This window comes from Saccharopolyspora sp. CA-218241 (genome assembly GCF_050954615.1).
Classification (GTDB): Bacteria; Actinomycetota; Actinomycetes; order Mycobacteriales; family Pseudonocardiaceae; genus Saccharopolyspora; species Saccharopolyspora cebuensis.
In genome coordinates, this window is the sequence record NZ_CP191860.1 from 1,061,954 (window position 1) to 1,075,295 (window position 13,342).

The 13,342-nt window shown below is 74.1% G+C and carries 9 protein-coding genes; 8 read left to right on the top strand and 1 reads right to left on the bottom strand.

Features of this window, described 5'->3' with window-relative positions:
* Window positions 1-372 precede the first annotated feature (372 nt).
* On the top strand, window positions 373-1,155 hold the full coding sequence (locus ACQP0T_RS05310) for an FkbM family methyltransferase (RefSeq protein ID WP_433871558.1): 783 nt from the start codon (window positions 373-375) through the stop codon (window positions 1,153-1,155).
* 25 nt (window positions 1,156-1,180) lie between these two features.
* On the opposite strand, the gene ACQP0T_RS05315 is transcribed toward ACQP0T_RS05310, so the two are convergent.
* Window positions 1,181-4,111 carry an AfsR/SARP family transcriptional regulator gene (locus ACQP0T_RS05315; protein WP_433871559.1) on the bottom strand — a complete coding sequence of 977 codons (2,931 nt, stop codon included), beginning with the start codon at window positions 4,109-4,111 and terminating at the stop codon, window positions 1,181-1,183.
* 155 nt (window positions 4,112-4,266) lie between these two features.
* On the opposite strand from ACQP0T_RS05315, the gene ACQP0T_RS05320 reads away from it, so the two are divergent.
* The 7 genes from ACQP0T_RS05320 (at window position 4,267) to ACQP0T_RS05350 (ending at window position 13,341) form a co-directional block, all read left to right on the top strand.
* A complete protein-coding gene (locus ACQP0T_RS05320) occupies window positions 4,267-5,313 on the top strand; it encodes a streptomycin biosynthesis protein (RefSeq protein WP_433871560.1) in 1,047 nt (348 codons plus the stop codon).
* Window positions 5,314-5,373: 60 nt separating this feature from the next.
* The gene (locus ACQP0T_RS05325; RefSeq protein ID WP_433871561.1) at window positions 5,374-6,375 is read left to right on the top strand and encodes an NAD-dependent epimerase/dehydratase family protein; all 1,002 of its coding nucleotides are present in this window, start codon (window positions 5,374-5,376) and stop codon (window positions 6,373-6,375) included.
* Window positions 6,376-6,629: 254 nt separating this feature from the next.
* Window positions 6,630-8,336: a hypothetical protein gene (locus tag ACQP0T_RS05330; protein ID WP_433871562.1), complete on the top strand. Its 1,707-nt coding sequence runs from the start codon at window positions 6,630-6,632 to the stop codon at window positions 8,334-8,336.
* A complete protein-coding gene (locus ACQP0T_RS05335; protein WP_433871563.1) occupies window positions 8,333-9,700 on the top strand; it encodes a cytochrome P450 in 1,368 nt (455 codons plus the stop codon). The genes ACQP0T_RS05330 and ACQP0T_RS05335 overlap by 4 nt, the downstream gene beginning before the upstream one ends.
* A 6-nt stretch (window positions 9,701-9,706) precedes the next feature.
* Window positions 9,707-10,876: a cytochrome P450 gene (locus ACQP0T_RS05340; RefSeq protein WP_433871564.1), complete on the top strand. Its 1,170-nt coding sequence runs from the start codon at window positions 9,707-9,709 to the stop codon at window positions 10,874-10,876.
* Between the two features lie 27 nt (window positions 10,877-10,903).
* Entirely contained in the window at window positions 10,904-12,157 is a 1,254-nt protein-coding gene (locus tag ACQP0T_RS05345; protein WP_433871565.1) for a cytochrome P450, read from the top strand.
* Window positions 12,157-13,341, top strand: coding sequence for a nucleotide disphospho-sugar-binding domain-containing protein (locus tag ACQP0T_RS05350; protein ID WP_433871566.1), 1,185 nt, complete (start codon window positions 12,157-12,159; stop codon window positions 13,339-13,341). The genes ACQP0T_RS05345 and ACQP0T_RS05350 overlap by 1 nt, the downstream gene beginning before the upstream one ends.
* Window position 13,342 lies beyond the last annotated feature (1 nt).

The window sequence follows — 13,342 nt, forward strand, 5'->3', positions numbered from 1 at the left end:
CGGAACGCGGGAACGGTGGGGGAAAAGCGGTGCGCCCGCAATTCCCCGCGCCGGATCGGTGAAAAGGGCGCGAAAGCGGTGATCCCGCGGCATTCCGGTCATCGGCTCGGCGGCCTTTTCCCGCGCCGGGAGCCCAGGCCGCCCCTGCCGCGGGAACGTCGAGCCGCTGACGTGCTGGTACGTCGGGTCGGCGGGTGCGGGCCGACCGCGTTCGGTGATCGCCGCCGGAGGCGGGTTCGGCCGTTCGGTCGGCATCGCCATGCGAATGCCGCATTCCGATTCCGCTTCGGGTAATTGCGGATTTCCAGGTGTGGTGCGTTCCGGAATTGCGGATCGTTGACGGCCTCGAACCGCATCCCTATTCTCGGCATCATGGTCGCCCAGAATTCGGATGATTCCGTCTATTGGCAGCTCGTTTCCTTCGCGACCAGCCACGAGGACGTCGTGCTGATGCGCGCGTTCGCCGGCACCGCGCCCGGGTACTTCGTGGACGTCGGGGCCGCGGACCCGGTCCTGGCCAACGTGGTGAAGAACCTGTCGGAGCACCTGGGGTGGACCGGGGTGCACATCGAACCCGACGAGCACTTCGCCGACCGCCTCGAAGCGGCCTACCCGGGCGATCACGTGCTGCGGTCGGTGGTCGGCGCCGAGGAAGGCACCGCCGAGTTCTTCGACGTCGACGACGGCTGGTTGTCCACCGCCAACGCCGAGCTGGCGGGCCGGTACGCGGCCGAGGGCAGGGCGGTCGTCCCGCGCACCGCGGAGGTCACCACGCTGGACGCCATCCTGCGCGCCGTCGGTGCCCCGACGCCCATCGACGTGCTCAAGATCGACGTGGAGGGCGCCGAGGCCGACGTGCTCGCCGGCCTGTCCTTCGACGTCTGGCGACCCCGCGTCGTGGTGGTGGACGCCACCGTCCCGCTGCACGGGACCGCGGCGGCCGACTTCGACGACCTCGCGCGGCTCGGCTACCGGCGCACCCTGTTCGACGGGTGCAACGCCTTCTACGTCGCCCCCGAGGAGAGCGGTGAGCTCGCCGACGCGCTGAGCGTGCCCGCCAACGTGTTCGACCAGTACGCGCCGATGATCTGGTTCCTCCAGCTCGACGAGGACCAGCGCCCGCCGGTCCGGCTCGCCCCGCGCAGCCTGATGTGACGCCCCGCCCGGGACCTCCGGGGCGTCACCGGCGGAGGCAGGGGTCCACTTCGGACGCCGGTTCGCCGGGCAGCTCGTCGAGGTAGGTCCGCACGTCGGCGGCCCGCTCGTCGCCGAGCTCGTCCAGGACGCGGCGGGCCGCCGCCAGGTGGCCCCGGGCGCGGTCGGTCTCGCCGAGCTCGGCCTGCACCAGTCCCAAGGTGGTCAGGGCGCAGGCTTCGCCGTCCCGGTCGCCGACCTTCCCGCACAGGGCGAGCGCCCGCTCCCCGGTCCAGGACGCCCGTCCGTGCTGGCCGAGCGCCTGGTGCGTCTGGCTGAGGTTGATCAGGTGGCGGCCCGCGCTGTAGCGGTTGCCGATCCGCTCGCTGTCCTCGTAGGCCAGCCGGTAGCACTCCAGCGCCTCGTCGAGCCGGCCCTGGTCGCGGTAGGTGCTGCCGAGGTAGTCGAGGCTGACGCAGGTGGCGTAGGTGTCGTCGAGGCGCCGGTACACCGCCAGGGCCTGCCGGTGGAACCGCACCGCTTCGCCGAACCGGCCGAGGCTGCGGTGGACCTCGGCGAGCCCGATCGCCGAGACGCCCTCGGCGTAGCCGTTGCCGATCTCCCGGGACACCGAGATCGCCGAGGTGTAGCAGGAGATCGCCCGGGAGTCCTCCCGGAGCTGGGTCCAGCCGAAGGCCAGCCCCATCAGCAGCTCGCTCTCCGCCGGCCGGTCGCCGAGGCGCCGCGCCGCCGCCAGCCCGACCTCGTAGGCGGCGATGCCCTCGGCCCAGTGCTGGCGCAGGTCGAAGTAGCCCTCCAACCGGGTCGGCAACTGCCAGGCGTGGGTCAGCAGACCGTGCTCCGCGGCGAGGCGGGCGAGGCCGACGAAGTCGGAGCGGTGGCGGTCGCACCAGGCCAGCGCCTCGGTGAGGGAGGTGAAGCCGCGCGGCTCCACGACCGGGTCCGGCGGGGCGAGCGCCTCGCGCGGCCTGGCCGGCTGGATCAGGTGGTCCACCGCCTCGGCGGTGTGCAGGTGGTGGTCGAGCAGGCGGCGCACGGCGGCGCGGACCTCGGCGGGGTCGGCGTCGTGCGCCAGTCCGGAGATGAAGGCGCGCATCAGGTTGTGCAGCTCGTAGCGGCCGGGCGCGGTCTGGCGGAGCAGGTGTGCGTCGACCAGCTCCTCCAGCAGCCGGTCGGCCACCGGGACGCTCAGCCCGGCCAGCGCGGCGGCGGCGCCGACCTCGACGGTGGTGCCGGGGTGCAGGCCGAGGAAGACGAGCAGCCACCGCTTGTCCGGTTCCAGCTCGGCGAGGGACAGGGCGAACGTCGCGGCCACGCCGTGCTCGCCCGCGTCGAGCTCGGTCAGCCGCCGCTGCTGGTCGCTGAGCCGCTCGTGCAGGTGCGCGAGCCGCCAGGAAGGGCGGTCGCGGAACCGGACCGCGGCGATCCGGAGCGCCAGCGGCAACCTGCCGCACAGCTCCACGACCTCGCCGAGCAGCGCCTCCGCGCCCTCCGGCAGCGGGCGCGGGGAGCTGATCCGGCGGAACACGTCGACCGCCTGGTGCGGTGGCAGGACGTCCAGGGACAGCGGGTGCGCCTGGTGCAGCCCGGTGAGGCGGCGGCGGCTGGTGATCAGCGTCCGGCTGCGGCCCGCCCCCGGCAGCAGCGGCCGGACCTGCGCCTCGCTGTGCGCGTTGTCCAGCACGACCAGCATCCTGCGGTGGGCCAGCAGCGAGCGGTGCAGGCCGGCGCGGTCCTCGGTGGCCGCGGGGATGTCGCGGCTCGGCACGCCCAGGGCCCGCAGCATCCGGTCCAGGGCCTCGTGCGGGTCGAGCGGCTCGACCCCGTGGGTGTGCCCGTGCAGGTCGAGGAAGAGCTGCCCGTCCGGGTAGTCCGGGGCGAGCCGGTGCGCGGCGTGCACGACGAGGGTGGTCTTGCCGACCCCGGCCATGCCGTCGACCGCGATGATCGGCCTGCGGTCCGGGGCTGATCCGCCGGCCGGGGGCACGCCGTCGAGGAGCGCGGCGATCTCGGCGGCCCGTCCGCAGAAGACGGGCACGTCGACCGGCAGTTGGGCGGGTGGCCCCGCGGCGCGCTCCGGCGCGGGGCGCGAAGCCGGGGGCAGCCCGCTCGGCGGGCGCAGGCCGATCCCGCGCAGCCCGGCCGTCCCGGTGATGCGGGCCAGCGCCGCGGGCGATCGCGCGTCCGCGGTCGGCCGGGGTACCGGGACGGCCGGGACCACCGGATCGTCCCCGGCCAGCAGCCGCTGGTGCAGCTCGCGCAGCTCGGTGCCGGGCTCGACGCCGAGTTCGTCGATCAGCCGGGAACGGGTCCGGCGGAACACGGCGAGCGCCTCGGTGCGCTGCCCGGAGCGGTGCAGGGCCAGCATCAGCAGCCCGGCCAGGCGTTCCCACAGCGGGTTGCGCAGCAGCAGCGCGTGCAGCTCGGGCAGCAGTTCGGCGTGCTGGCCGAGGGCGAGCCGGGCCTGCAGGTACTGCTCGCGGATCCGTTCCCGGTGCGCCTCCAGGCGGGCCACTTCGGCGGCCAGCAGCGGGCCCGGCGACACGTCCTCCAGCGCCCGGCCGCGCCAGACCTCCAGCGCGCGTGCGAAGTGGCGGCAGGCGGCGGAGCGGTCCGGGGCCTGCTCCCCGCGGTCGGCGAGCGAGGTGAACGCCGCCACGTCGAGCTCGCCCGGCAGCACGGTCACCAGGTGCCCGCCCCGCAGCGTGCGCAGCCGGGACTCGGGTTCCCCGGGGATGCGCAGGATCCGGCGCAACCGGGCCAGGTAGGTCCGCAGGTTCGACTCGGCGGAGCTGGGCAGGTCGGACCAGACGAGTTCGAGCAGCTGCTGGGTGCGCACCTCCTCGTTGGCGTGCAGCAGCAGGGCCGCCAGCACCGCGCGCTGCCTCGGTCCGCCCAGCGGTCGCGGCTGCCCGCGCAGGTGGACGGCCACCGGCCCCAGCAACCGGAATTCCACCGCATGACCGCACGAACCTCCCCGGCGCAGGTCCATCGTGCCTCCCCCAGCACATGCGTTTTTCCCGACTGTACGCGGGACGTGTGCGGCTTCATATGCGCTCGCCCGGTGACACTGATCGTGGTCCCTGCCACCACGTCCGGAAGGGTGCTCCGATGGATCGTCAGAGCTGCGGGGAATCCGCGCGCATTCCCGACGGCCCCGACGACGAATCCGACGTGCCTTCGCCGTGGCGCTCCTACCAGGCGGGCGCCGCCGCCGTGGAAGTCGTGCCGGTGGACCGGTTGCGGCTCGGTGATTCCCCCCGGACGGGTGGTGTCAGCGACGAGCACGTCCGGGCGCTGGCGAAGCTGGAATTCCCGCTGCCGCCGATCATCGTGCACCGCCCGACGATGCGGGTGATCGACGGCGCGCACCGGCTGCGCGCGGCCGAACTGGGCGCGGGCGGGCACATCGAGGCGCGGTTCTTCGACGGCGACTCCGACGACGCCTTCGTGCTCGCCGTCGAGGCGAACACGGCCAACGGGCTGCCGCTGTCGCTGGCCGACCGCAAGGCGGCCGCCGCCCGCATCATCCGCACCCACCCCGACCGGTCCGACCGGTGGATCGCGCTGGTCAGCGGACTGGCCGCCACCACGGTCGGGGCGTTGCGCCGGCGTTCGAGTGTGGCGGACGCGCGGTCGAACGCCCGGATGGGCCGGGACGGCAGGCTGCGCCCGCTCGACAGCTCCGAAGGGCGGCGCCTGGCGGGGGAGCTCATGCGCGCCGACCCGGGCAGGTCGCTGCGCGACATCGCGCGGACCGTCGGCATCGCACCGTCGACGGTGCTCGACGTGCGCAACCGGATCAGCGCGGGGCAGGACCCGGCGCCGGCGCGCCGGGACGGCGGGCCGGACCACCGGGCGGCGCGGTCCCGGAATCCGCTCCCCGGCGAGCCGGAGCAGGACCCGGCCGCGATCATGCGCACCCTCCGGCGCGACCCGTCGCTGCGGTTCAGCGAAGCGGGCCGCGCGCTGCTCCGCTGGCTCGACTCGCACCTGGTCCCGGACGGCGCCGCCGCGCCGCCGGTCGTCGGCCTCCCGGCGCACTGCCTGAGCACGATCGCCGCGCTGGCCCGGCACAACGCGCGGTTCTGGGCGGAGTTCGGCGAGCAGGTCGACGGCCTCGACCGGGACGGGTGCCCGGTCGATCAGGCCCGATAGCCGAGCCGGCCGCGGAACCGGCACCAGGACCCGGCACCCGGACCTAGGGGGACACCCGACATGGAGTGCACGGACGGCGTCCGGCCGGTGCTGGTCACCGGCGGATGCGGATTCATCGGCGCCCACTTGGCGGGCGATCTGGCGCGCCGGGGCCACCGGGTCGTCGTCGTCGACCGGGCGGCCGGGGCGGACCCGGCCGTGGAGTCGGTGCGGGTGGACATCACCCGCTTCGACGACTGCCTTGAGGTCGTCAAGGAGGTGGACCCGCAGGTCGTGTTCCACCTGGCGGCCTCGTCGACCATCGACTCGGCGTTCGGCGACCCGCACGGCTCCCTGACGTGCAACGTCGGCGGGACGCTCAACGTGCTCGAAGCCGCCCGCACCGCCTGCACCGCCCTGTCCCGGTTCGTGCTGACCTCGACCGACAAGGTCTACGGCGAGCTGGTCGGCGACGCCTACGTGGAGGGCTCGGCGCTGGACGCGCGGGGCGTCTACGACGTCGGCAAGATGTCGGCGGACACCCTGGTCCGGCTCTACGGTTCCGAGTTCGGGCTGCCGGTCTCGACGCTGCGGTTGTGCAACGTCGTCGGCCCGGGCGACCGCAACACCGGCTCGCGGATCGTGCCGCGGACGCTGAGCCGCCTCTTCGACCCGGGCGGACCGCTCCCGCCGGTGATCTACGCGGGCTCGATGTCCCACGGCCGGGACTACGTCTACGTGACCGACGTGGTCCGCGCGCTGCGGACCGTCGCCGCCGACCCGAGGGCCTGCGGCGAGGTCTTCAACATGTGCCCCGCGGCGCACCGCACGACGCTCGAACTGGTGGCGGAGCTGATCGAGCGGGCCGCGGCGGCCTGCGCCCCGCACGACCCGGGTCGCGCGGCGGCGATTCGCCGGAACGGGTACGAGATCGTCGCCGAAAGGGGAATGCCCCGCGCCCTGCGGCGGCAGCACTGCGATGACGCGAAACTGCGCGCGCTCGGATTCCGGAATTCGGTGTCGATGGCCGAGGCGCTGCGCCTGACGATCGATTCCTCGCTCGGTGCTCGAGTGCTGTTCTGAACCGCTTGCGGAGGGGGTGGGCCAGGTCTAACGTCCAGGACGAGGTCATCGCCGGTCGGGCGGAAAACCGGTCGGTATCAACGGAAACCCTGTTCGAGTTCGGGTCCGGCCGCGCGGCTCGCGACGGCATCGGAGATTCCACGGAAACGCTGTTCCACGGGTCGGCGCCGGAATGCGGGAATTCCCGCACCGGTGGCCGACCGCGTCGACATGACGAGCAAGCCCGCACAGCCGCGAGAAGGGAAGGCGGACCAGTGGACGCCGAACAGCTCCGCGTCCGGGCCGAGAAGGCCGCGGAACGCGCGATCACCAACCTCTACGACCGGCAGCGCGAGGACGGCTCCTGGGTCGACCGGCTGTCGTCCTCGGCGATCGCGACCGCGCTGGGCGCGCTGTCGCTGCACCGCGCCGACCCGGTCGGCTACCGGGACCGGGTCGACGGCGCGGTGCGGTGGCTGCGCGCCCACCAGCGCGAGGACGGCGGCTGGGCGATGGCCGACGCGGAGTGGCCGAGCAGCCCGGGCATGACCGCCTTCGGGCTCGCCGCGCTGCACGAGATCGACCCGGACGCCTCGCACGGTGCCATCACCCGGGCCCGGACCTTCATCGACGACAACGACGGGATGAACGTCATCCCCGGGCTCACCGGCGAGGCCCCCAAGACCTGGCCCGCGGCGCTGCCGACGATCTGGGCGCTGACCGGGCTGCGGGACTTCGACCAGCAGCCCGACATGCCGGTCGAGGCGGTGCTGGTGCCCCGCCGCTGGCGCAACAAGGTGTCCATCGCGCTCCCGGCGATCCTCGGCCTGGGCGTGATGCAGAGCCGCACCCTGCCGCGCGGCCCGCTGCGCCGGGCGCTGGGCCGCCTCGCCGAGCCCCGGGCGCTGGACTGGCTCCGGGAGGTCTCCGGCACCAACGGCGGCATCGAGGAGTGCCCGATGATCGCCGGGTTCGTCTACCTCGCGCTGCGGCGGGCCGGGGTCGGCAAGGACCTGGAGCTCGCGTCCCTGCACTACCTCCTGCAGACCCAGCGCGAGGACGGGTCCTGGGCGATCGACCGGGACCTGGAGATCTCGGTCACCGCGTACTCGATCATGGCGCTCGGCGAGTTCCAGGACGTCGCGAACGAGCCGCTGCTCCAGGGCACCCGGGAGTGGCTGCTGCGCAACCAGTGGAACAAGCCGTTCGCCCAGTACGGGATCCCGCCCGGCGGGTGGGGCTGGGCCAACCCGTCGGGCTGGCCGGAGTCCGAGGACACCGCCGTCGTGCTCGGGGTGCTCGCCGATCTCGGCGTGCCGCGCACCCACCCGGCGGTGCAGCTCGGCATCCAGTGGCTGCTGCGGATGCAGAACCGGGACGGCTCCTGGTCGGAGTGGGTCCGCGACACCCACATCATGAACGACCGGCCCTGCGCCGGGGTCACCGCGCACGTGGTGCTGGCGCTGCGCCGCTGGGGGCTGCCGGATTCGCCGGGCAGCGCGCTGGCCCGGGCGCTGGAGTACCTGCGCGCGCACCAGGACGGCGACGGCTCCATCGCCTCGGTGTGGTTCCGGGACAACACCCACGGCACCAGCCGGCTGCTGGAGGCGTTCGTCGAGACCGCGCGGGGCGGCGCCCCGGCGGCGGAGTCGGCCCGGGCGTGGTTGCTGGCCAACCAGGCCGCGGACGGCGGGTGGCCGCGGCACCACGAGCTCCCGCCGCGGGGCAGCACCGCCGAGGAGACGTCGTGGGCGCTGTTCGCGCTGCTCAAGGCCGGTGCGGACCCGCGGGGTCCGGGCGTGCTGCGGGCCGTGGAGTGGCTGGTGGACCACCAGGACGACCTGGGGACCTGGCGGCCGAGCAACGTCGGGCTGTACTTCGACGACCTCTGCTACACCGACGACCTGATCGCGCACACCTTCGCGCTGCGCGGGCTCGGCCGGTGGCTGCGGACGCTGAACCGCGAGGGGGGAGCGCGGTGAGCCGGGTTCCGCGACGGCGCCGGGGCCCGGGCGCGCTCCCGCCCGGCCCCCGGCTGCCCGCCTGGGTGCAGACCCTGATGTGGTTGCTCGCGCCGGTGAAGTTCGGCGTGTCCTGCATGAATCGCTACGGGCCGTTGTTCACCGCGCGCATCCTCGGGTTCGGCGACGTGGTCTACGTCGGGACGCCGGAGGGCATCCGGCGGATCCTCAAGGACGAGGCGGCGAACTTCGACGCCGCCGCCGCCAACGAGTGCATCGACTTCATCGTGGGCGGCCACTCGCTGCTGATGTCGCACGGCGACGAGCACGCCCGGCGGCGCAAGGTGCTGATGCGACCGCTGCACGGCGGCAACGTCGACGACTACGTGGACGTGATGGTCTCCATCGTCGAGCAGGAGATCCGGCAGTGGACGGCCGGTTCTCGCGTCCGGCTGATCGACTGCTTCCAGCGGGTCACCTTGGAGGTGATGATCCGCGCCGTCTTCGGCATCACCGACTCGGCGCGGCTGGCCCGGCTGCGGGTGCTGGTGCCCCGGCTGCTCGACGTCAACCCGCTGCTCATCCTGCTGCCCGCGCTCCGGCGCGAGTTCGGCGGGCGCGGACCGTGGGCGGCGTTCCAACGGATGCTGCGCGAGGTGGACGGGATCATCTTCGCCGAGATCCGGGAACGCCGGGCCGCCGCCGACCCCGATGCGCCGGGCAGCGACGTGATGTCGCTGCTGCTGGCCGAGGGGGCCGACGGCCCCGGCCTGACCGACCAGGAGCTGCGCGACCACCTGGTCACCCTGCTCGCCGTCGGCCAGGAGACCACCGCGACGCAGCTCGCGTGGTTCTTCGAGCGGGTGCTGCGCGCCCCGGGCGCGCTCGGGCAGGTCGCCGACGCCGTGGCCCGCGAGGACCGGAAGTACCTCGACGCGGCCATCCACGAGGCGATCCGGGCGCGGCCCACCACGCTGGACCTCGGCCGCCGCTCGGTCGAGCGCTGGGAGGCCGACGGCTACGCATTCCCGCCCGGCACGATGTTCGCGGTGTCGCTGGGGCTGCTGCACCTGTCCGGCGACCTGCACGCCGAGCCCGAGGTCTACTCCGTCGAGCGGTTCTTCCCCACCGAACCGCCCAGCGCGCACTTCCTGCCCTTCGGCGGCGGCAGGCACCGGTGCCTGGGGGCGTCGCTGGCGATGGTCGAGATGCGCACCGTGATCAGCACCATCCTCCGCCACGTCCGGCTGGAACCCGCCCGGTCCGAGCCGGAAGGCGTGGCGCCGAAGGGGCCGATGCTGGTGCCCCGGCGCGGCGCGGAGGTCGTCGTCACCCGCAACGCGCTGGTGCGCGGCGCGGTGCCCGCCGCCCCGGGACGGGGGTGAGCGCGGATGCCGACCCGGGCCTTCCCGTTCCCGCCCGCGCCCCGGCTGGACCTCGAACCGGAGTACCGCCGGTTGCAGCAGGAGGAACCGGTGAGCCGGGTCCGCCTGCCCTACGGCGAGGAGGCGTGGCTGGTCACCCGGCACGCCGACGTCCGCACCGTGCTGACCGACCCGCGGTTCTCCCGCGCCGCCGCGGTGGGGCGCGACGTCCCCCGGGTCGCCGCGGAGGACTTCAGCGCCGGGATCGTCGCGATGGACCCGCCCGAGCACACCCGGGTCCGCTCGGTGTGCCGGACCGCGTTCACCGCCCGGACGGTGGCCCGGCTCCGCGCACGCGCCACCGGCATCGCCACCGAGCTGGCCGGCGACGCGCTCGCGGCGGGGACCTTCGACGCCGTGGAGGACTTCGCCCTGCCGTTCACCCTCAAGATGATCTGCGAGCTGCTGGGCGTGCCGTTCGCGGACCGGGAGCACTTCCGGCACTGGGCCGAGGCCGGGCTGGCGGCCACCGCGATCTCCGAGGAGGAGCGGTGGAGCGCCACCGCCGCCATGTGGGACTACATCGCCGCGCTGGTGGCCGAGCGCGAGCGGCGGCCGCGCGAGGACCTGATCTCGGCCATGCTCACCGCGCGCGGCACCGTCAGCCACGACGAGCTGGTCATGCTGGTCATGACGATCCTCGTCGCCGGGCACGAGACCACCTCCACCCAATTGCCCAACTTCCTCTACGTGCTGCTGGCCGACCGCGACCGGTTCGCGGACCTGGTGGCCGACCCGGCGCTGATCCCGACGGCGGTCGAGGAGCTGATGCGGTACGTGCCGCTGGAGTCCGGCGGCACCTCACCGCGCTACGCCACGGCCGACGTGGAGCTGAGCGGAGTGCTGGTCGAGGCCGGGTCGCCGGTGGTGCCCGCCTCGGTGATCGCCAACCGCGACCCGGCGGTCTTCGCCGACCCGGACCGGCTGGCCCTCGCCCGCGACCCCAACCCGCACCTGGGTTTCGGCCTCGGCGCGCACTTCTGCCTCGGCGCCCCGCTGGCCCGGCTGGAGCTGCGGGTGGCGCTGGAGGTCCTGACCTCGGTCGCACCGGACCTGCGGCTGGTCGGGGAGTCCGGCATCGACTGGAAGACCGGGATGCTCGTGCGCGGTCCCTCCCGGCTGACGTTGACCGCCTGAGCGCATCCGGCCGAACGGAGGACGACCATGACAGCGCAGGAGCCCCCCGCGGACGCCGTGACCTCCCGCGAGCCACCGCCGGTGGAACGCTTCCGCCCGGCCGACATCGACGCGCGCGACTGGCGCGAGCTGCGCGCGTCCTGCCCGGTCTCGCGCACCACCGCGCCGGACGGCACCGGCGTCTGGCTGGTGAGCCGGTACCGCGACATCCGCAAGGTGCTGGGCGGGCAGGAGTTCAGCGTGTCGCCGATCGACCTGGAGCGGGGCGGCGGCACCGACGAGGCCAACGAGTCGATCTTCCAGGACCCGCCGGAGCACACCCGGCTGCGCGGCCTGGTGGCCGGTCCGTTCGCGGTCGGCCACGTGGGCCGCTACCGCGACACGATCCGGGCCACCGCCGACCGGTTGCTGGTGCCGATGGCCGCGGCCACCGGCCCGGTCGACGTGATGGCCGACTTCGCCAAGCCGCTGACGATGAACGTCATCTCCGAGGTCGTCGGCGTGCCCGAACCCGACCGGGCGATGTTCCAGCGGCTCTCCGACCAGCTCCTCGTCCCGCTCTCGGAGGCGCAGGGCGTGGTGGCGAGGCAGGGCTGGAAGCAGCTCAACGACTACGTGCGGGACCTCATCGCCCAGCGCCGCCGCGGCACCGGTCCGGCGGGCGAGGACCTGCTCGCGCACATGCTCCGGGCGCAGCAGCAGGACGGCACCGTCGACGACGTCGAGCTGGCCACCATGGTGCTCGGGCTGCCGGTGGCCGGTTACGTCAGCACGGCCAACGCGATCGCCGTCGCGATGCGCTACCTGCTGGAGTTCGGGTGGCTGCGCGCGCTGCGCACCGCACCGGACGGCGCGGAGCTGCGCAAGGGCTTCGTCGAGGAGGTCCTGCGCATCCAGTCCGGCGACAACGGCGAGTCGATGCCGCGGTTCGCCGCCGAGGACGTCGAGCTGGGCGCGGCCGTGATCCGCAAGGGCGACGTGGTGGTGGCGCCGCTGATCGCCGCCAACCGCGACGACTCGCTGTTCGCCGACCCCGAGACCTTCGACCCGCGGCGGCCCGGCGTGGTCCGGCACCTGGCGTTCGGCTTCGGCATCCACCGGTGCCTGGGCGCGAACCTGGCGCGGCTGGAGCTGCAGGTCGCCGTCGACGCCCTGGTCGAGTGCGGGGCGGACTTCGCGATGCTGGAGGACTGGAAAGCGGTGCCGTGGAAGGTGAACATGCTCGGCGACCGGTTCCCGGAGCGGATGCCGGTGCGCCCGGTCGCGGGCGGGGCCGCGTGATGGGCGCCCGCGTGCTGTTCGCCGCCACCCCCGCGTGGGGGCACGTCTACCCGGTCCTGGCCGGGCTGGCCGAGCTGCGCCGCCGCGGTCACCGGGTGCGCTGCCTGGCCTCGCGCAGCTTCGCCCCCGAGGTGGGCGGCGTCGTCGACGTGGTCGGCTACGAGTCCCCGATGGACGGGGCGGGCGCGGAACTGTCCGACATGGCGGGCGTCCTGCCGCTCATGCTGGCCGAGGCGCGCGCGGCGCACGCGGCGCTGGACCGGGCCGTCCGGGAGGAGCGGCCGGACGTGATCGTCGCCGACGTGCTGTCGATGGCCGGGTGGCTGCTCGGGCGGGCCCACGACCTCCCGGTGGTCCGCACCTGGCCGGTGTTCGCCTCCAACGCCGAGTTCTCGCTGCACCAGGACTACGGGTCGCGGTCGGACACCGACGAGTCGATGGCGCGCTTCTTCGCCGACGCCACCGGGTTCCTGGACGAGATCGGGCTGTCCGCCGAGGTCTCGCCGGAGCAGCTCTTCGACAACGCGGCCGACCGCGACATCGTGCTGTTCCCGCGGGCCTTGCAGCCCAAGGGCGAGACGTTCGGCCCCCGGTTCACCTTCATCACCCCGTGCATCCGGCCCGCCGAGCGCTCGCCCGAGCTGGCGTGGCTGCGCCGGTCGAAGCCGCTGGCCGTGGTCTCGCTCGGCACGGTGTTCAACGAGAACCTCGGGTTCTTCCGCACCTGCGTCGGCGGGGTGCAGCGCCTCGGCTGGCACTGCGCCGCGGCGCTGGGCGACAAGGTCGCGCCGCACGAGGTCGGACCGGTTTCCGAGCGGGTGCTGCTGCGCGCCCGGCTGCCGATGCTCGACGCCCTCGCCCACGCCTCCGCCGCGGTCTCGCACGGCGGCCTGACCAGCACCATCGAGGCGCTCGCGCAGGGCGTGCCGGTGCTGGTCGCACCGCAGATCGGCGAGCAGCGGGCCGTCGCCGACAGCGTGGAGCGGCTCGGGCTGGGCGTGCGGCTGCGCGAACCCTTCACCGCCGGCGAACTGGCCGACCTGCTCCAGCGGGTCGCCCACGACGCGGGGCTGGCCGAACGGCTGCGGGCGTTCCGGCACGAGCTGCGCCGCGGCCGCAGCGGCGGGGAGTTCGCCGACGCCGTCGAGGTCGTGCTCGACGGCACCACCGAGGGAGAGGGCTGAC